This is a genomic window from Actinopolyspora xinjiangensis, from assembly GCF_900104475.1.
Classification (GTDB): domain Bacteria; phylum Actinomycetota; class Actinomycetes; order Mycobacteriales; family Pseudonocardiaceae; genus Actinopolyspora; species Actinopolyspora xinjiangensis.
Window position 1 is genome coordinate 61,163 of sequence record NZ_FNJR01000004.1, and the last position, 19,480, is coordinate 80,642.

Here is a 19,480-nt window from a genome sequence, read left to right on the forward strand (position 1 = left end):
TCGCGCGAGTTCGGGACTGTCCCCGTCAGAAGACGGGATCGGCCGGCAGCCTTCGGGAGTCGTTGGCGACCGGGGTGGCGTAGGTGTAGTCGAACAGGGTGGCCGGGTCCGGGTGCGGACTGTCGTCGGCGAAAGCCACGGCGGCGTCCACATCGGCCTGTACCGCGCGCTCGATCTCGGCGGCGCCGTCCTCGTCGAGCACACCCGCCGAGATCAGCTGGGAACGGAACGTCGCGACCGGGTCGGCCTCCCGCGCGGCCTCGGCGTCCTCGGCACTGCGGTACTTCGCCGGATCGACGACCGAGTGGCCCTTCATCCGGTGGCTGACCGCCTCCAGCATGGCCGGCTCACCGGTTTTCCTGGCGTGTTCGACCAGTCGACCGGCCGCCTCCTGGACGGCCACCACGTCGTTGCCGTCGACCCGCTCACCGTGCATGCGGTAGGCGACCGCACGCTTGTACAGCTCGGACTCCGCGGAGGACATGTCCACCGTGGTTCCCATGCCCAGATAGTTGTTGATCACCACGAACACCACGGGCAGGTTCCACAGCGCCGCGATGTTCATCGACTCGTGGAAGGCACCGATGTTGGTCGTACCGTCGCCCATCTGGCACATCACGACCTCGTCGCCGCCCCGGTAGTCGATGGCGAGCGCGGCGCCGGTGGCCAGCGGAATCTGCCCTCCGACGATGCCGTAACCGCCGAGCAGCCCCACCTCGGTGTCGAACATGTGCATGGAGCCGCCCAGCCCCTTGGAGGTCCCGGTGGTGCGGCCGTACAGCTCGGCCATCACCCTGCCGGGCTCGATCCCCTTGGCGATGGCGTAACCGTGCTCCCGGTAGTTGGTGAAGAGGTAGTCGGAACGGCGCAGCGCACTCATGAGCCCGACCACCGTGGCTTCCTCACCCAAATTGAGGTGGCAGTAACCACCGACCTTGGCCTGGGTGTAGCCCTGTGCGGCGCGTTCCTCGAACCGCCGGATGAGACTCATCTGCCGAAAGTAGTCACGCAGGGTTTCCTGGGACTCGGAACCCAACGCGGTATTCCCCTGACGCTGCTGCACCCGATTGCCGCCCGAACGGGTGCCGCGGCGGCTCTTCGATCCGGAGCTTGCCGGCTTGCTACGGGTAGCGGTCTCCGCCATGAGAGATCCCCTTTTTCGAGTGGGTGGTTGCGGCGTCGCTGCGACCGGGGACGACGCGGTGCGTGCGAGGACGGTCGGACGCCGATGCCTTGGTGCGGTCCCGCCCGGGGAGGCGGGACCGAGTTCGGGAGCTCCGCCGCGCTCAGCGACGTCGCGGCGGCGCGGTGTGCAGCGGTAGCCCCAACGCCGACATGGCGGACTCCATACCGATCTCCCCCAGCGTGGGGTGGGCGTGGATCGTGTCGGCGAGTTCGTCGAGGGTGGCCTCGAGACTGATGGCCAGGGTTCCCTCGGTGATCAGATCGCTGGCGGACGGGCCTATGACGTGCACGCCGAGGATCTCGCCGTGCTTGCTGCCCGCCACGATCTTCATGAAACCCTCCTCGTCCCCGGTGGTCTTGGACCTTCCCAGGGCGGCGAAGGGGAAACGGCTGGTGACGACGTCGTGGCCGTGCTCCTTGGCGGTCGCTTCGGTGAGACCGACGCTGGCGATCTCCGGGTGGGTGAACGTGGCAGCGGGAACCACGCCGTAGTCGATGTGGGCCTCGTGGCCGGTTATGGTCTCGGCGGCGACCACTCCCTGATGGGAGGCCACGTGCGCGAGCAGCGCCCTGCCCGTGACGTCCCCGATGGCGTAGACGTGGTCGACGTTGGTCCGCAGCTTCTCGTCGACCCGCACGAAACCGCGCTCGTCGGTGGCGACGCCGGTCGCGTCGAGTCCGAGGGACGCGGTGTTGGGCTTGCGGCCCACCCCCATCAGGACCACATCGACGTCGAGCTGCTGTGCCTTGGCGCCGTCCACGTGGACCCGCAGCGCCCCCTCGGCCCGCTCGATGGCGGAGACCGTGGAGTCGGTGAGCACCCGCACCCCGCTCTTGCTCATGGAACGGCCGAGAGCCTTGCCGATCTCGGCGTCCTCGATCGGAACCAGGCTGGAGGCCATCTCCACCACGGTGACCTCGCTGCCGAAGGTGGCGAACATGCTGGCCCACTCCGCCCCGACGGCGCTGCCGCCGATCACGGCGATCCGCTTCGGAACCTCCTGGAGCCCGAACGCACCGTCGGAGGTGATCACGCCGGGGAGGTCTGCCCCTGGGATGGGCAGCCGGGCGGGCACCGACCCGGCCGCGATGATCACGTCGCGCCCGGTGACCCGCTCGACGGGCTGCCCGCCCGCCGGCTCGGCCGCGTAGCGCGGGCCTCCCTCACCGAGCGGAGACTCCCCGTTGGGGTGGACGTCCACGGTGTTGGGGCCGGTGAACCGGGCGTGGCCGTCGATGACGGTGACCCCGTTGGCCTTGAGCAACCCGGCCACGCCGTCGGTGAGGTTCTTGACGACACCGTCCTTGCGGCGGGTCACCGCCCCGAAGTCCAGCGCCACGTTCTCCGCCCGCACCCCGAAGTCCGCGGAGTGCAGCACCGTCTCGTAGACCTCGGCGGAGCGCAGCATCGCCTTGGTCGGGATGCACCCCCAGTTCAGGCACACACCGCCCGCTTTCTCCTTCTCCACCAGACCGACCGACAGGCCCCGCTGGGCCGCACGGATCGCCGCGACGTAGCCACCAGGGCCGCCGCCCACCACAAGGAGGTCGAATTCCTGCACTTCGCTGTGCTCCTTTGCTTCGCACCCACCGAGAAGCCTCGAACTGTCGCGTTTCGAGTGTCGTGACCGGGACCACGGTGGCGCCATGCCGCCACGCCCAGAGTTGACCCTCAGTCACTGTGCATCCCGCACATCAGTCCCACTATTCAGCGACAAAACGAGTTCAATTGAGTACGAAACGTATAAAACTGGCCTTCAACCGGGTGGGGTACCCAACAGAAAACGAGCGCGAGCGACCGCGGTGTCAAAATCGCGGCGATTTCCCCGCCGTTACGGTTGACATCGCGACACGATCGTTCCTCAAAGCCCGCTGGTGCGCATCCGCAGGGCGGACAGCGCCAACGAGAGCGCGACGTAGGAGTCACGCCCGTGCAACGGCCTGCCGATCAGCGTCGTGATCCGGTGCAGCCGGTTGAGCACCGTGTTGCGGTGGCAGTGCAGCCGCACGGCGGCGTTGGCCGTGGAGCAGTTCTCCTCCAGCCAGGCGGCGAGGGTCTCCAGCAGCATGTCCCGCTCCTTGGGCTGCAACGCGAGGATCTCGCCGAACTGATCGTCCAGCAGCCGTCTCGCGAGGTCGGGGGACTGGACCAGCAGTGCCTCGGGATAGCGCTGCTGCAGCGAGACCAGCTCCACCGATCCGGGGGGCGAGGTACCCAGCGCCGTGAGGGCGAGTTCGTGCGCCATCCCCGCTTCCGCGAGCCCGCTGACCACGGGAGAAGCGGCGGCCCGTCCCCTGACGAGCTGCCGCAGCGCCGCCAGCGCGCTCGACTCGTCGTGCTGTTCCAGCGCGATCAGTCCCACCAGGGTGTCCGCCCTGACCTGCCAGACGGAACGGATGTGCAACGCCGCGAGTGCGGCCTGCTGCCCTCGCAGCGCGAAGCTGCCGTCCGGGACCATCTCGGCCACGACCACGACGTAGGGTCCCGAAGTGGGCAGGTCGAGTTCCTTCGCGGTCCGCTGAGCGAAGGCGGTGTCCCTGGCCCGACCGCCGAGCAGGTCCTCCACCAGCGCGTGTCTGCGCTGGTCGTCGCTGCGCAACTGCTCCAGCTCGGTGTTGCGGTAGGAGGTGGACAACGCGGAGGACAGCGCGTCGATCACCGTCCACATCGTGGTGGCCGCACCGAGCACGGCGTCCGGATCGACCTTGTCCGCATGAGCCCGCTCGACCAGCGCCTCCCACAGGATGCGTCCACCGAGGCGGAAGGTTCGCAGCATCACCTCGAGCGGAACTCCCTGTTCGGCGCGCCGCCTGCCGATCGCGGCCGCGACCGAGTCGTCCTCCCCACGGGGGACACGCCCGCTGAGCACGTGCAACGCGCGGGCGAGGTAGTTGGCACACCCCTCCCACAGGTCCTCACGTGGGACGGGGCGGTAGTCGGTCCACTCCGGGTTGTCGGTGAAGATCGCGTCCATGAGCCGCTGGGCGAGCCCGGGCACGTCGTCGAGGCACTTCTCCGCCAGCGAGCGCGTAATCTGTTCGGCGCGACCGTCGGGGAGGTTGTGGGTCAGTTCCCCGGGGACGTCACCTGTGAAGGGATCAGCCACCACACCTCCAGACGATACGCCGTCGTCGCCACGGCGAGCGCGCCCCGACGGGCGGACGAAAAACCACCGACCGGGAATTCGCAGCGCAAAGCCCTGGAAACCCGAAAGCCGTCGTCGACTCCGCCGGGATCGGGCGGGGCCGGGACCACGATCCCGCGCCGCACACGATGCGCGCGAGGCGGTATTCACCGACAATTCGGTCCCGTCCCCTGTGCGGGACGAGTCCCGGTGGCACGGGCGACCGCGATCGGTGCCACACCCGCGCGACGATCGGGAGTTCGATGGCCGCATCCGGATCACCATCCCGCGGACGCAGACCCCAGCTGCCGGAGGAAGTCGCGGTACACATCCGCGAGCAGATCATCACCGGCCAGGTGCAGGAGGGGGAGTACCTGCGGCTCGACCAGCTCGCCGAGGAGCTGGGGATCAGCGTGACCCCGGTCCGGGAAGCACTGATCGCCCTGTCCGCGGAAGGGTTCGTGGAGCTGGAACCGCGTCAGGGGTTCGCTGTGGCACCCCCGAGCAGACAGGACCTCGACGACATCTTCGAGCTGCGGGCCGTGCTGGCGGGTAAACTCGCGGGCCGCTGTGCCGGACGGATCTCCGAGGAGCGGCTGGAACGCCTGCGAGCACTGCAGCACGAGCTCTCCCGCGCCGACGAGTCGGGGGACACCGCGACGGCCGCCGAGTCGCTCACCCGGTTCCACCGGGAGCTCGGTGAGGCATCCCGCGCACGCAAACTCGCGTGGTTCTTCGAACTCGCGAGTCGCTACGCCCCCCGGGAACAGGCCCTGGCCGCCGCGGGATGGCCGCGCTCGTGCGTTCGCGAGCACGGTGCGGTGTTGCGGGCCCTGGAGAGCGGCGATCCCGGTAGCGCCGAGGAGACGATGCGGGAGCACCTGCGAACGCTCGGGAAGCTGCTGATCGACTACCTCGACACCCGGAACACCTGGCCGGAGGAGGACACCCCCGATGACTGAGATTCGGGTGCTCCCCGCTGCCCGTTCGGCGCCGGTCACCCGATCCCCCCGCCACGCGTCGGACAGCAACGCGGCCACCCGAGGCTGGGCCACGGAGCGTAGGCAAACTCACCCATATGTGCCCACCACAAGAGTGACAGCGCAGGCATCATGGTGGCGAATACCCGCCAGCGCACGGTTTCCGCGACCACGGGAGTGATATCACGCACCCCGGTGGCTTCCACGATCGTGTGAGTAGGGGAAACTGAACCAACGTCCGCGCGCGAGTGGCACTCGCGCGGAAACCGACCGTCGAAGGTGCAGCAGGCCGATGCCCAAGACAACCAATCCGATGGCGAAGCGCAGCGGGGCTTCGACCAACATCATCCTGACCGCGATCGTGCTGGTGGTCGCGGTAGCAGTCATCGGTGGAGTCGTGTACTTCGGAGGCAACAACACCGACAACGGCGCCTCCTCGGGTGACAAGGTCGCCTCCTCAGTACTCAACCCCGAGGGCAGCCATCAGGTTCTCGAGGGAGGCCAGGGCGCCCCAACGCTGGTCGAGTTCGTGGACTACCAGTGCCCCGCCTGCCACAGCTTCTACCAGAGCACCACCAGCAAGTTGGAGAAGGAGTACGAAGGAAAGATCAACTTCGTGGTCCGGAACAACCCGCTGGACATGCACCCACTGGCCCAGCCCGCCGCGAAGGCGGCCGAAGCGGCCGCGATGCAGGGCGAGTTCAAGTCGATGTATCACAAGCTGTTCGACAACTACTCTTCCTGGGCCGTTTCCGCGAACGGCGGCAACAACGTCAGCAGCGACGAGCAGCGCGCACAGCGGCAGTTCGCCGAGTACGCCGAACAGATCGGCCTGGACACCGAGAAGTTCCGCGAGGACATGAACTCCGACCAGGTGCAGCAGCGCATCGACAAGGATCTGGCCGACGGCCAGCAGGCCGGCGTCACCGGTACGCCCGCGTTCTTCCTCGACGGTGAACGGGTCCAGTTCTCCCAGGGCGGCACCTCGCCGTTGCAGCAGCTGCGCGACAAGCTGGACGGAGAGCTGGCCAAGTGACCGCGACCGCCGAGACGAACACGCGAGACGGCAGTTCCGCACCCACGAACTCGGAACAGGCCCTCTTCGGGAGGGCGTTGGGGTGGCTCTATCTGATCGGGGGCGGCATCGGGTTCCTCGCCGCCTTCGCGCTCAGCATCGAGGAGTACCTCACCCTCGTCAACCCGGACTATGTAACCACCTGCAGCATCAACCCGGTGGTGTCCTGCGGCTCGGTCATGGAAAGCGACCAGGCGAAGGCGTTCGGCTTTCCCAACCCGCTGATCGGCATAGCGGCGTTCGCGATCGTGACCACGAGCGGAGTCGCCATGCTGTCCGGCTTCCGGGCACCGCGCTGGTACCGGATCGGGATGCAACTGGGAACGATCTTCGGCGTGGTGTTCGTGCACTGGCTGATCTGGCAGAGCCTGTACGAGATCCACGCGCTGTGCCCGTACTGCATGGTGGTCTGGGTGGTGACCATCGCCATCTTCTGGTACACCACCCTGCACAACCTGGGAAACGGACACATCCCCGCCGGCCCCGCGAAACCCCTGGTAACAGGCGTGAGCAAGGTACACAGCGTGGTGCTGGTGCTGTGGTACCTGGTCATCGTCGGCATGATCCTGCAGGCGTTCTGGACCTACTGGAGCGGGCTGCTGTAACCCGCGCCCCCGAACCCTGGGAGCGCGGGCGGGGTTTTCCGACCAGACCACCGGGGCGGCGTGGCTCTCCCCGCTGCGGACGTCCGCGCCGCCCCGCGAGAACGGAACACCTCCCGCATCGGCCGCCTGATCCCCGGCACGAGTGACCTCCGTTTGTCCCGTTACGTCACCGGGTATCAGGCGGCTATGAGCGTTCAGGCCCGTTCGACATCGCCGCGTACCCGACGTTCGCGGCCAGCCGCTGTCCCACCGGGACGTCCCACCCCCCGAAGCGACGGACGGTTCCGCCCCTCTGATTCGATGTGCGGTGGTCTCGCATGAGGTTGGAACGAGGAGTCCGCGTGTCAGCATCCCATCCGGATCGGAACCGGGCATCACTGGAACACGGCGCGCCGAGTGGCGAGCCCTCGGAAGCGGTCGAGGACTCCCGCGTGGTGGAGGTCAGGGTCGCCGCGGAGGCGACGCAGCTGCCCGTCATGCGCGCCGTGGTGGGCGATCTCGCCATGCGCGCCGATTTCGACGTCGACACGATCGCCGACCTGCGGCTGGCGGTGGACGAGGCGTGCTCCTCGCTGGTTCGGATCGCGGCCGAACGGAGCCCGTTGGTGGGCAGATTCCGCACCGAGGACGACAGGCTGGATTTCACGGCGGAAGTGACCAGCGACGATCCTTCCGGGCCGCGCAAGAACACGTTCAGCTGGCGCGTACTCGGCGCGCTGACCGACAGCGTGGCATCCTCGGTTCGAGAACCCGAGAACAGCGGCGACGGTCACGTCGTACGGATCGAGCTGAGCAAGGGACGGATGGTCCACGGGTGACGCAGGCGGACTCCGAACACGTCTACCGAGGTCAGAACTACGAGGAGCTGGCCCCGCTATTCGTCGAGTTCGCGGAGCTGAGCGGTGACGACCGGCGGCACGCGGAACTGCGGGACAAGCTGGTCACGGCGCACCTGCCCATCGCGCAGCACATCGCACGGAGATTCAGCAACCGGGGCGAGTCCCAGGAGGACCTAGTCCAGGTCGCCACGCTCGGTCTGATCAACGCGGTGGACAGGTTCGACCCGAACCGGGGTGTCGATTTCCTGTCCTACGCGGTGCCGACCATCATGGGTGAAGTGCGGCGCCACTTCCGCGACACCGGCTGGACGGTACGGGTTCCCCGACGGTTGCAGGAACGACACCTGTCCATCTCCTCGACGATATCGACGCTTTCCCAGGACCTGGGCAGAGCCCCCACCCCCAGTGAGATCGCCGGCCACCTCGGCATCAGCCGTGACGAGGTGCACCAGGGCCTGGAGGCCGGAAACGCCTACCGGAGCAGTTCCCTGGACGAACTGCTCAGCGACACCGACGAGATCCCGCTCGGGGACGCGATCGGCTCCTCGGACACCGAGCTCGACGAGGTGGAGAACCGCGAGGCGATTCGTCCGCTGCTGCGGGAACTCGGCGAGCGGGAACGCCGAATCCTGATCCTGCGTTTCTTCAAGTCCATGACGCAGACCCAGATCGCCGAGCAGATAGGCATCTCGCAGATGCACGTCTCCCGGTTGCTCGCCCGTACACTGAGCTGGCTGCGGGAACGACTCGAGGTGGAGGTTCCGCCGGAGCCGGTGACGGACACCTGAGTGACGACACCGCCCCGGACACGTCGGTGTCCGGGGCGGTGAGGCGCGGTTGGAAAGTCGCCGGGGATCCGGTGTCGGGGTAACGCGGCTCCCCGGCGACGACTTGGGGGTCAGCCGAGGGTGTAGCCCTGCTGCTTCAACCACGGAATCGGATTGATCTCCTGGGCGCCGGGGCCCACCCGGGTCTCGAAGTGCAGGTGCGGACCGGTGGACTGGCCGCGGCTGCCCACCGTGGCGATCTGCTGGCCCGCCTCGACACGCTGGCCGACACTGACCTGCGAGCTGTGGATGTGTCCGTAGACGGTCACCTTGCCGTCGTCGTGCTGGACACGAACCCAGAGTCCGAAACCGCTGGCGGGACCGGAGCTGATGACGGTACCGCCCTGCGGCGCGTAGATCGGGGTTCCGGTGTCGGCACCGATGTCGATGCCGGCGTGGGCGCCACCCCGGCTGTGGTAACCCGAGGTCAGAAAGCCGCTCCGCACCAGCTTCTTCGGGGTGGCGGACTCCTCGGCCTTCTTCGGGGCGGCCGCCTTGGCCCGCGGCTGCTTGTCGCTGTTCCCGGAATTCTCGGACTCGTTCCGCTCGGCGGCCTCGCGAGCGAACTCCTTCTTCTTCGCCGCCTGCTCCCGCACGGCCTCGCGCTGCTCGGCCTCGCGTTCAGCCTTGGCCTTCTCCTCTTCGGCCTTCTCGCGCTGTTTCTGGACCTCCGCGCTCTTGTCCAGGTTCTCGCGCTCCGAGCCGTCGTCCTTCGAGTCGCCGCCACGCAACTGGACCGAGCCGGGGGACTCGGGAGTTCCGTTCACAGCGGCGCTCAGGGGGCTCTGTTCGGCCACCGGGGCCACATCACGACTCTGCGACTCCGAACCGTCCCCGTTCGTCGCGGCGACGAAGGGAGAGCCCACGGCTACGAACGCGCCGGCGGCGACCACACCGGCCAGCACCTTGTTACGGACCGGGGTCCGCGAGCCACGGGAAAAGGAATTGCGCAGTGATTCAGGCAGATAGGACTTGAGGGTGGAGTTGTCGCGACGGCCACTCTCGTCGTTCTTCTCAGCCATGCTCGCCTTTCCGTCTCGGGGAGGTCCGGCCACTGCCCGTCGGGGGTCGGGCTTACTCGTCGGGGGGTCGAGTTCGTCGTGACCGAACCGTGACGTACCTGGTGCAACGTAGCTTTATGTATCCGAAGCATCAAGCGTTCACCCTTTAGAAGCAGCCAATAAGCACATAATCGAAGAGATCAAACACGTTACGTGTTCAATATTTGATCACTGTTCGATAACGACTCAACCAAACGGCTACTTGGCTCCCCACTGCCTCCCATCGGAGCGACCGCCGGAGCAGCCCCCGAGGAAACGTCGGAAAGCCTCGAACATCATTTTCTTCGATTCCGCTGGTCAAAACGAAGCGGGCAAGCGAACGGAGATCAGTTTTCACCACGAAGGAAAGATCGAATACACAAGAAGAATGATCTGGGAAAGATCACGAAAACCGCTGATGTAGCTCGGTCGGCCTTTGATCGAATTCGACCGAAAAAGATCATCCGCACGACGCGGGCCTTTCACGGTGACCTCCGACACGCCGTCGCGATGCCATTCAAGAATGGCTACCAGTAACGACTGAGAAGACCCATCCGAACACGATGCGCGTCACATCCCGCTGCTCCTCCCCGACCGCGCGGAACACCTCCGGAAGGCACTCTTCGGAGTGAGGTAGCGATCCGGGCGTTGCGTACTCGTCTCCGGTCCTCAAACCTGGTCGAGGGATAGTCACTGCCGTGGGAGGGTGCCGTGCCAGAGGACGACCACACCCGACAGCTCGGCGGTCGGGGCGAGAACGGTCGCAACGAGCTCAACACGCGGCAACTGTGGACCGGCGGAGCCGCTACCGCGCTGGTCTCGGCGCTCATAGCGCTCGTGGGAGTGGTGATCCTGCGGGGCGTGCTACGGATTCCCGTGCTGGGCCCCTCCCGTTACGGGACACTCGGTGACGTCAGCACGGTTCGGTTGTGTCTGTTCGCCGCGCTCGCGGCGCTGCTGGCCACGGCTCTGCTACACCTGCTGCTGGTGAGCACACCACGACCGGTCACCTTCTTCGGCTGGATAGTCGCGCTGGCCACCGTCGCCGTGGCGGTACGCCCCTTCACCACGACGGCCTCGCTGGAAACGCAGCTCGCCAGCTGCGCGCTGAACGCGTTGATCGGCCTGGCGATCGGGACCCTGACGGCCGGAGTGGCGGCCAGCGCCACCCGATCCCGCCGGTAGGAGCTCGTCTCCCCATGACAGTGCGCCGGGAACCCCGTAAACGGAGCGCGGCCGCCACCCCGCCGCCAGGACGGACGAGGAAACACCATCCCGGTTCGACACGGCCGGCGGGAGGCGGCCGGCGGGAGGCAGGAGAACTCGGGGACACCGCCGAGCGGGCCCGGAACGGGCCGTCAACTCAGCCCGCCTCTCGCGAAGCCGCCCGGGATCGACCGCCAGGGCCCACACCCCGGCCCGCTCCGGCAACCGGGGCAGCCCCGCTCGGGCATCCGTGGAACGGACTCCGAACAGGCGGGCCCGACCGCTCGGCCGAACCGGGGAACGGATCGGTGGCGGACGGCCGAACCCGCTGCCGGATCACCCGGGGGGCACTGCTCAGCCCTGCGAGCGGAGCGGGCTGGAGGCCGTACGCCACTCCACAGTGGGACGCATCGCGGCCAGGTCTACCCGATCCTTGAACTGCTCGGCGACACCGAACAACGAGTTGATCAGGGTGTTGGACAGCAGGTGGGGATCCAGTCCCAGTTCCACGAGCCCCGTGTGCACCACGTTGTAGTAGTGGTGGTCCTGCTCCACACGCGGGTTGTCGAGGTACTCCACCTCGACGGTGCCGTGGTAGTTGTTGGCGACCGTCTTGGCGATCTCCTCGACCGAGAAGCTCTCCGTCATCTGGTTGAAGACACGGAACTCGCCCTTGTCCGCGGGGTTCTCCGAGGCGAGACGGATGCACTCCACGGTGTCCCTGATGTCGATGACACCACGGGTCTGGCTGCCGGTGCCGTAGACCGTCAGGGGGTGACCGAGCACGGCCTGGATCACGAAGCGGTTGAGCACCGTGCCGAAGATGGCGTCGTAGTCGAAGCGAGTGGCCAGCCGCGGGTCACGCACGGTCTGCGGCGTCTCCTGGCCGTACACGACACCCTGGTTGAGGTCGGTGGCGCGCAGGCCCCAGATACGACAGGCGAACTCGATGTTGTGGCTGTCGTGCACCTTGCTGAGGTGGTAGAAGGAGCCGGGCTTCTTCGGGTAGAGCATGCGGTCGGTACGACCCTTGTGGGTGACCTCCAGCCACCCCTCTTCGATGTCGATGTTGGGAGTGCCGTACTCACCCATGGTCCCGAGCTTGACCAGGTGGATCTCCGGGTCGACCTCCTGGATCGCGAACAGCACGTTGAGGTTGCCGACCACGTTGTTCTGCTGCGTGTAGACCGCGTGCTTGCGGTCGATCATCGAGTAGGGGGCGGCTCGCTGTTCGGCGAAGTGCACGATGGTGTCCGGGCGGAAGTCCCGGATCATCTCGACGGTGAACTCGGCGTCGACGAGGTCGCCGTAGTACGCCTTGATGTCCTGGCCGGAAACCTCCCGCCAGGCATCGACCCGAACCTGCAGCGGTTCCATCGGAACCAGGCTGCGCACGCCCATCTCGTGGTCGTAGGCCCTACGGGCGAAGTTGTCTGCCACGGCCACGTCGTGACCGCAGTCGGAAAGATGCAAAGCGGTCGGCCAACCAAGATAGCCGTCCCCACCCAGGACGAGGATTCGCACGCCTTCTTCTCCTCTACACAAATGTCGGCACCCAGCGGCGTCCGTTCACGACGAGCCCCTGGCTGCCACCTGTCAGGTTCGTTCCGCGACACCCGCACCTTGTGGGTATCCACAGAATGTAATTCATCGAACACGACATGTGCGACTCAAGCCCTCCCCACACTATCGTGTTCAATGTGAAAGGCTAACTGCTGCGCTGCAACAGCCAACCCCACCTCCACGAACGATATGTTCTCATCCGGCGGGCGGATGACGGAGCGGTTTCCGTACAGTTCGTGGAGCTCGTTTCTGCACTCACTCTTCCAACGGAGGGAAGCGAACCGTGTCCGCCACCCCGGAGCCGCCTTCCGAGCGCCGTGGTACCAGCCGGTACTGGAGACTGCTGCGCGGTTTCGCCGCTGTCTCGGCGTTGGCGACCGCGAGCAGTCAGCTCGTGTTCGTGGTGTCCTACTGGATCAGCTCGGCCTCGACGCTGGCCACCGTGCTGGGGTGGTTGGCCGGCGCCGTCCCCAACTTCTTCCTCAACCGCAGGAACTGGGGAAGCACTGGACGCCACCAGCTGCGCGGCGAACTGACACGATTCGCGGTGGTGTCGGTGACGACCTTCCTTCTCGCGGCGATCGCCACCAATTACACCGAGGAACTCGCCCACAGCCTCTTCGCCGATTCCGAGGTCCGGAGAGTGATCCTGGTCTGGGGTTCCTACCTCGGCACCTACCTGCTGATGTTCGTGCTCAAGTTCTTCCTGATGGACCGCTTGGTCTTCGCTACTCCCCGGCGGCACGAGCAGGTTCGCTGACCTGCTCGTCCGCCGTGGAGGACCCGCTCGCCCCAGCCAGCCGTTGGGCACGCCGCTCGCGCAGCCAGGTCCCGAGCACCACCCTGCTGTAGCGGTAGCCGTAGAGCACGTTGTTGCCCTTCTTGCTGACCCCCGCCACACGTTGACGCATGGTCATGGCCCGCTCGCGAACACGGTAGCCACGCGCCAACACACCGACCAGCAGCTCGGAGGACTGGTACTGCTGCTGCTCCAGCCGAACCGAGTTCGCGACCTCGACCCGCATGGCGCGGAAGCCGAAAGAGGTGTCGGTAATGCGCTGGCCGGTCATCACGCTGACCAGCCAGGCGAACACGTAGGTACCGACCCGGCGCAGCAGCTGGGGGTTCTCGCTGCTACCCAACCTGCGCGACCCGGTGACGAAGTCGGCCTCGTCGTCGAGGAGCGGACGCAATAACCGGGGAAGCTCGTCGATCTCGTACTGTCCGTCCGCGTCGGTGGTGACCACGTAACGCGCACCACGCTCGGCCGCCAACCGGTACCCGAGCCGCAGCGCCGCCCCTTGACCGCGGTTGGTCGGGGCCACACAGGTGTAGGCGCCGTACCGAACGGCGACGTCGGCCGTGTCGTCGGAGGCACCGTCGACGACCACCAGGGTGTCCACGTTCAGCTCGCAGCTCGTGCTCGGTATCCCCTCGAGCACCGCGGGGATCGCGTCCCTCTCGTTGTAGGCGGCGATCAGCACCACCACCGGGGCGAACCGGTGATCACCGTAACGCGCGGCGTAGTCGGCCAGGGCGGCTTCATCGACCTCATCGGGAAAGGTCGTCGGCATCTCATGCTCCATTCGTGCCGTGATCTCGGCTACCGGTTCGTCGTGGAATCCGTCGTATCAGGTCGGCGGCCGGTGATGGCCGTGATCCCCATCGCACCCGCCAGCGGCAGCAGGACCAGCGCGGGCAGTTGATAGCGCCAGGAGAACTCCATCGCGGCCGCGGTGAACAGCACCGCGGTCCCCACCCCGCCGGAAAGCAGGCAGACGGCCCGGAGTCCACTCCGACGAGCTCGTCCCACCCCCAGCATCGCCGCGACGGTGAGGACCAGGGCCAACCCCAACACGGTGCCCGGAGTGTAACCTCCCCCCAACTGGTACGCGCGAAGGAAACCCGCCGCACGCTCGTTGGTGGAGTAGCCCCCGTCGTCGTAGTACTCCAACCAGTCCAGTGTGATCCACTCCGGAGTGTAGAGCGGGTACTCGGTCTGGAACTGCCACCGAGCCAGCGGGACGTCACCCGGTGAACGGGTGCGCATCGGGGCGAATCCCTTCATGAAGTCCCGGACGACACCGCCGAAGACCTCCACGGGCTGGTTGCGCAGCACGTTGAAGGCCAGGGAATGCTGCGCCTCGGAATAGCTGACCCCCTCCGGGAGGGCGTCGGTGTCGATCTCGGGCCGGAACCAGTGGATGTAGTGGTCGATGCCCTTGCGTTTTCGCTCGGCCACTGGCTCCGGGGGGCAGACGACCCGCTGGGCCGGTGTCAGTTCGAGCCGTTCGCAGTCGGCGACCATCGCGGTGCGCCCGAATACCACGCTGCCGGTCGCTCCGCCGAGCGCGGGCTTGCCGGTCCAGTACATGTGATATCCAGCATAGCTGGAAAGCATGAACACGAACCCGGCCACCAGTGCCGTCGCCGATCTCAGTCGCCGCTTCCAACCGTCCCTGGGACGCAGCCCGGCAGCCAGCAGCACGAAGACGGCCGCGGGCACCACCAGGGTGAGTCCGACCAGCCGCACCAGCACCGAGGTGCCCAGCACCAGTCCCCCCAGCAGGGCCACGCCGGGTCCGGGGGTCCCCCACCAGGTCAGCAGGATGATCGCGAGCAGCAGCAGTACCTGGAACAGCAGGTCGGACATGATCAGGTGCTCGATCTGGAGCTGGTAGGCGTCCAGCAGCACCGGTGCCACCGCGAGCGCGGCCAACCACCGCCGACATCCGTAGCGCAGCAGCAGGGAGTAGCTGGCCAGAGCCAGCCCCAGTCCCAGCAGGTGCTGCACTATCGCGACGAGCCCCAGGTCACCGACCAGCAGGACCGGTCCGAGCAGCAGCACCTCGTAGCCGATCGGATTGATGTTGCCGGGGAAGAACACCCCGAGATCCCGCAGGTAGCGGAAGGAGTCGATGTACAGCAGCGCCGGCTGGTAGGCGATCTCCACCACGAGCCGCAGCAGCACACCCGCCAGTAGGAACAGCACCAGCAGCCAGTGCTGCCGGACCGCGCGCGACAGTCGAGCGGTCATGGGGCCACGGACATCCCACTGTCGGCGGCGCGGAAGTCGTCCCACACCGTGCGCAGCCCCTCGGTCAACCGCACGTTGGGCGTGTAGCCCAGCTCGCGCCTGGCCTTCTCGATCTCGACGATCACAGCGGGCATCTCACCGTTCTTGGCGGACACGTGCGTTACCGGCAGCTCCCTGCCCGTGGCGGCACGGACCGACTCGATGAGTTCCATGACCGAGATGGAGCTGCCGGAACCGATCACCGCGGTTCCGCTGTACTGCTTGTCCCAGGAGGCCATGACGGCCTGCACCACGTCGTCGATGTGCACGAAGTCGCGGCTCTGTGAACCGTCGCCGTAGACCTCCACCCCTTCACCGGCCAGCGCGGCGCGCATGAGCCGGGGGACGAAGCTGTCCTTGTGCCCCATGCCGGGACCGTAGATGTTGGTGAAGCGCAACGCCGTGGTCGCGATCCCGTAAGCACCGCTGTAGCCCGACAGCAGCATCTCGCAGGCCGCCTTGGTCGAGCCGTACGGCGTCAACGGGTGCAGCGGCAACCGCTCCGAGATGGTCCCGTAACCGATGTCACCGACCACAGCGTTGGTGGAGGCCAGCACGAAGCGCCCGACGCCACGCTGCCGGGCCAACTCGAGCAGCCCCTGTGTGACCTCCACGTTGTTGGCGAAGGTCTCCACCGGCTTGTCCACGGAACGCAGCACCGAGGTGATGGCGGCCAGATGAATGATCCCGGCTGTGTTCTCCGGGACACCCGCCTCCCGTACCTCAGGGTCGGTCAGATCACCGGCCACGTGTGTGACCAGGTGGCGATACTGCTCGGGCACCTCGGGAGCCACTCGGTCGACGACCGTCACCGGGTTGCCGCGCTGCGCGAACGACCGGACCACGGCTCTTCCCACGAACCCCGATCCTCCGGTGACGACGACGCGCTCGGCGCCGACTTCGGAACCTGCTGAATCTGTTGCGGACTGCACGAAGCTGCTTGGCACGCGTACGACTCTAACCGTTGGCACATTCGCCGTGCGTCAGCCCGTCCACAACATATCGCGGCCCCATTTCCACTGCGCAACGAGAATGACGAGGACCACTGTCAGCCACGGCGAAACCGATCCCCCACCCGGACCGGCTGAGCTCCCGAAGGAGCGGACGAGGGGAATCGAACGGGAAACCGGCGAGCCGAACGGCGACGCGGGGCGGATGCGGGCTCACCCGGCGCAGATTCGCGCCAGTGCCGCCAGTCCGGCGGCGAACACGTCTTCGCGGAACGCCCGGTCCAGTTCGATCACCCGGTCCTCGTCGGCGTCGTAATTCGCCGACCATTCCGCGAATGTCGCACCGCCGGCGGTAACCGGCGTCACGCGTACGGTGGCCCGGTAGTTCCGCACCGGAAACGGTCCCTCCAACATCTCATACCCGTACGAGCACCGAACGGAATCGAACGAGACCAACCGTTCCCGGACGGTCGAGCCGTCCGCGAGCCACAGCTTGCGCACGGCTCCTACCTCGGAAGGAGACGAATTCTGCTCGATCTCGCCCGCCGTTATCGCGGGATGCCAGTCGGCCAGTGCGGCGAAATCCCCGAAAAGGCGCCAGACGCGCTCCACCGGAGCCTCCACCAGGGCACTGGAGTACGATTCGGCCACGAATTCCTCACTCTCCTCTCGACGGACAGCACGAAGCAGTGGCGGTCGACCGTGCCGGAACCGCCGGAAATCGATCGTCCCCGGCGCACTCTCCCTCGCCGATGATGCCTCCCGCGCCTGCCGGACACCTTCGCTCTCCGGGGACGACCACGTGGCGTTCGCCCCGAGAACCGAGGAACATCACGTGGACGTGTTTCGGAAAAGCACCTCACGTCCCGGCGATCTCGCACGGTTCCCCGACTCCGCGCCGGGACTCCCGACGGGCGCGTCATCCCGAGACTCGCTGTTCCAGAAAGGCCTCCGTACGGGCGGCGACAGCCCGTTCGGTGGGCAGCCGCTCCATACTGCTCGCCCCGTAGAAACCGTGGCAACGGGTGGTCCGTGAAAGCACGTAGGCCATGTCCTCCGGTTCACTTATCGGACCGCCGTGACAAAGCACCAGAACATCATCACGAATCTCGGCCGCCGCTTTCGACCACTCCTCAACCGAACGCACGCAGTCATCGAGATCCCGAGCGGTTTCGGCACCGATGCTTCCCCCCGTGGTCAGCCCCATGTGGCAAACGATCACATCGGCACCGGCTCGCGCCATGGCGCGAGCCTCGTCCGCGGAAAAAACGTAGGGGGTGGTGAGTAGATCCATTTCCCGGGCGATACGCGTCATCTCGACCTCGAGCTCGTAACTCATGCCGGTTTCTTCGAGGTTTGCCCGGAACGTCCCGTCTATCAGGCCGACCGTGGGAAAGTTCTGCACTCCCACGAATCCCAGATCACGCAGTTGTCCGAGGAATTTCTCCGGAATCATGAACGGATCGGTTCCGTTCACTCCTGCCAGCACCGGAGTGTGCCGGACCACCGGCAGCACCTCGCGCGCCATCTCCAACACGATCTCGTTGGCGTTTCCATAGGCGAGCAGCCCCGCCAACGATCCCCGACCGGCCATGCGGTAGCGCCCCGAGTTGTACAACACGAGGAGGTCGATACCACCGGCCTCTTCGGACTTGGCGGACAGCCCCGTACCGGCGCCCCCACCGACGATCGGCACACCCCGCTCGACCTTGTGGCGCAGCGATCGCAGTACCTCGCCGCGGGTCGGTGCCCGCCCGTTGGACGAGCCCGCTTGCGGATCGTGCTCACTCATCACTCATCACCTCGCAGAACGCGTCCAGCAGAGCCCGTACGAACAGCGAATCGTTTATGTTGTGCGGCACTCGGACCAGGCTCCGTCGTTCGTGCTGCACCACGTTGCGTTCGAGTGTGTCGAACAACACTCCGTCGGCCTCCGGATCGTGGAAAGGCTCGCCGACGGCGTCCAGCGCGGACACCCCTCCTTCCGGGAGCAGGAACCGCACGGGGCCGGGGAGTGCGTTGAGCTTGTCCGCGAGGAACAGACCGATGGCCTCGCACTCCTCCGGGGTGGTGCGCATCAGGGTGACCTGGGAGTTGTGCTCGTAGAGCAGCCGACTCCGATGACGCTCCGGCACGGTGTCCCTGGCACCGAAGTTGACCATGTCGAGCGCACCGCAGGAGCCCACGTACGGCAGCCCCGCCCTCGCCGGGGCGTCGAGGCGTCCGCTTCCCGCGCTCATCACACCGCCGACGAGGAGATCGCAGAGCTCAGTGGTGGTGACATCCAGCAGACCGTGCAGCAACCCGTCGTCGACCAGCTTCTCCATGGCACGACCACCTGTGCCGGTCGCGTGGAACACCAGGGGGTCGTACGTTCCGGCGAGTTCCTCGGCCACGGCGCTGACACACGGGGTGGTCACACCGAACATGGACAGACCGACGGCGGGTTTGTCGGTCACGACCGGACCGGGTGCGCTCACGGCCCCGTGCAGGGCGTGCGCGGCGTTGGCGAGCACCCGCCGCGAGATCCGGTTGAGCCCGGCCACGTCGGTCACGGCGGGCATCATGGCGATGTCGCTGGCGTCGACGTAACCGGAGACATCTCCGGAGGCGACCGTGGAGACCACGAACTTGGGAACTCCGACGGGCAAGGAACGCATCGCCGGCGTGACCAGGGCGGTGGCACCCGATCCCCCTATCCCGATGATCCCGGCGACGTCGTCGCGGGTGCCCAGGAACCGCTGGAAGGCCTCCGACATGGCGGCGACCGCCGAACCGCGCTCGCCGGTGAACACGGCCTCGCCACCGTGCGGGTGGTGCTCGGCCACGGATGCCGCGGAGACCGAAGTGGCGGTGGTGGCATCGGACCGAGCGGTGCCGAGGTCCACGGTCACCACCGAGGAGCCGTCCGCGCGAAGCAGTTCGGCCACGTAGCCGAGTTCGTCGCCCTTGGTGTCGAAGGTTCCGACCACGTAGACCCTGCCCAACACACGCTCCGTGACCAATCGA

The 19,480-nt window shown here is 66.8% G+C and carries 18 protein-coding genes; 7 read left to right on the forward strand and 11 right to left on the reverse strand.

Annotated features, from left to right (window positions below):
• Positions 1–25: 25 nt before the first annotated feature.
• From pdhA to BLQ75_RS07365, 3 genes are all read right to left on the reverse strand, one after another.
• Complete coding sequence (gene pdhA, locus BLQ75_RS07355; protein ID WP_092599875.1) at positions 26–1,144, reverse strand: pyruvate dehydrogenase (acetyl-transferring) E1 component subunit alpha; 1,119 nt, start codon at positions 1,142–1,144, stop codon at positions 26–28.
• A 142-nt stretch (positions 1,145–1,286) separates the two neighbouring features.
• Complete coding sequence (gene lpdA, locus BLQ75_RS07360) at positions 1,287–2,747, reverse strand: dihydrolipoyl dehydrogenase (protein WP_092599879.1); 1,461 nt, start codon at positions 2,745–2,747, stop codon at positions 1,287–1,289.
• Positions 2,748–3,047: 300 nt separating this feature from the next.
• On the reverse strand, positions 3,048–4,295 hold the full coding sequence (locus tag BLQ75_RS07365; protein WP_425286442.1) for a PucR family transcriptional regulator: 1,248 nt from the start codon (positions 4,293–4,295) through the stop codon (positions 3,048–3,050).
• Positions 4,296–4,573: 278 nt separating this feature from the next.
• On the opposite strand from BLQ75_RS07365, the gene BLQ75_RS07370 reads away from it, so the two are divergent.
• The 5 genes from BLQ75_RS07370 to BLQ75_RS07390 all read left to right on the forward strand — a co-directional run bounded on the left by BLQ75_RS07370 (position 4,574) and on the right by BLQ75_RS07390 (position 8,597).
• A complete protein-coding gene (locus tag BLQ75_RS07370) occupies positions 4,574–5,272 on the forward strand; it encodes a GntR family transcriptional regulator (protein WP_092599885.1) in 699 nt (232 codons plus the stop codon).
• Between the two features lie 310 nt (positions 5,273–5,582).
• Positions 5,583–6,326 (forward strand): DsbA family protein, encoded by a 744-nt coding sequence (locus BLQ75_RS07375; protein ID WP_092599888.1) that lies wholly within the window; start codon positions 5,583–5,585, stop codon positions 6,324–6,326.
• Positions 6,323–6,970, forward strand: coding sequence for a vitamin K epoxide reductase family protein (locus tag BLQ75_RS07380; protein WP_092599892.1), 648 nt, complete (start codon positions 6,323–6,325; stop codon positions 6,968–6,970). Before BLQ75_RS07375 ends, BLQ75_RS07380 begins: the two co-directional genes overlap by 4 nt.
• A gap of 341 nt (positions 6,971–7,311) precedes the next feature.
• Entirely contained in the window at positions 7,312–7,788 is a 477-nt protein-coding gene (locus BLQ75_RS07385; protein WP_244515304.1) for an ATP-binding protein, read from the forward strand.
• Positions 7,785–8,597 (forward strand): RNA polymerase sigma factor SigF, encoded by an 813-nt coding sequence (locus BLQ75_RS07390; RefSeq protein ID WP_092599895.1) that lies wholly within the window; start codon positions 7,785–7,787, stop codon positions 8,595–8,597. The genes BLQ75_RS07385 and BLQ75_RS07390 overlap by 4 nt, the downstream gene beginning before the upstream one ends.
• Before the next feature lie 110 nt (positions 8,598–8,707).
• Here the strand turns inward: BLQ75_RS07390 and BLQ75_RS07395 are convergent, their stop codons facing one another.
• On the reverse strand, positions 8,708–9,658 hold the full coding sequence (locus BLQ75_RS07395) for a M23 family metallopeptidase (RefSeq protein WP_092599898.1): 951 nt from the start codon (positions 9,656–9,658) through the stop codon (positions 8,708–8,710).
• A gap of 729 nt (positions 9,659–10,387) precedes the next feature.
• Between BLQ75_RS07395 and BLQ75_RS07400 the strand changes: the two genes are divergently transcribed.
• Positions 10,388–10,861, forward strand: coding sequence for a DUF6069 family protein (locus BLQ75_RS07400; RefSeq protein ID WP_244515305.1), 474 nt, complete (start codon positions 10,388–10,390; stop codon positions 10,859–10,861).
• Between the two features lie 375 nt (positions 10,862–11,236).
• Here BLQ75_RS07400 and BLQ75_RS07405 read toward each other — a convergent pair whose 3' ends face one another.
• Positions 11,237–12,406 (reverse strand): NAD-dependent epimerase/dehydratase family protein, encoded by a 1,170-nt coding sequence (locus tag BLQ75_RS07405; protein ID WP_092599901.1) that lies wholly within the window; start codon positions 12,404–12,406, stop codon positions 11,237–11,239.
• Between the two features lie 322 nt (positions 12,407–12,728).
• On the opposite strand from BLQ75_RS07405, the gene BLQ75_RS07410 reads away from it, so the two are divergent.
• Complete coding sequence (locus tag BLQ75_RS07410) at positions 12,729–13,205, forward strand: GtrA family protein (RefSeq protein WP_092599904.1); 477 nt, start codon at positions 12,729–12,731, stop codon at positions 13,203–13,205.
• Here BLQ75_RS07410 and BLQ75_RS23810 read toward each other — a convergent pair.
• From BLQ75_RS23810 to BLQ75_RS07435, 6 genes are all read right to left on the reverse strand, one after another.
• A complete protein-coding gene (locus tag BLQ75_RS23810) occupies positions 13,174–14,019 on the reverse strand; it encodes a glycosyltransferase family 2 protein (RefSeq protein WP_211481223.1) in 846 nt (281 codons plus the stop codon). The genes BLQ75_RS07410 and BLQ75_RS23810 overlap by 32 nt on opposite strands.
• A 29-nt stretch (positions 14,020–14,048) precedes the next feature.
• Positions 14,049–15,482: a hypothetical protein gene (locus BLQ75_RS23815; RefSeq protein WP_211481224.1), complete on the reverse strand. Its 1,434-nt coding sequence runs from the start codon at positions 15,480–15,482 to the stop codon at positions 14,049–14,051.
• Positions 15,479–16,453 carry an NAD-dependent epimerase/dehydratase family protein gene (locus tag BLQ75_RS07420; RefSeq protein WP_092600456.1) on the reverse strand — a complete coding sequence of 325 codons (975 nt, stop codon included), beginning with the start codon at positions 16,451–16,453 and terminating at the stop codon, positions 15,479–15,481. Before BLQ75_RS07420 ends, BLQ75_RS23815 begins: the two co-directional genes overlap by 4 nt.
• A gap of 231 nt (positions 16,454–16,684) precedes the next feature.
• Positions 16,685–17,122 carry an SRPBCC family protein gene (locus BLQ75_RS07425; protein ID WP_092599907.1) on the reverse strand — a complete coding sequence of 146 codons (438 nt, stop codon included), beginning with the start codon at positions 17,120–17,122 and terminating at the stop codon, positions 16,685–16,687.
• Between the two features lie 268 nt (positions 17,123–17,390).
• Positions 17,391–18,263 (reverse strand): phosphoenolpyruvate hydrolase family protein, encoded by an 873-nt coding sequence (locus tag BLQ75_RS07430; protein WP_092599910.1) that lies wholly within the window; start codon positions 18,261–18,263, stop codon positions 17,391–17,393.
• On the reverse strand, positions 18,256–19,458 hold the full coding sequence (locus BLQ75_RS07435; protein ID WP_092600458.1) for a Tm-1-like ATP-binding domain-containing protein: 1,203 nt from the start codon (positions 19,456–19,458) through the stop codon (positions 18,256–18,258). The genes BLQ75_RS07430 and BLQ75_RS07435 overlap by 8 nt, the downstream gene beginning before the upstream one ends.
• Positions 19,459–19,480 lie beyond the last annotated feature (22 nt).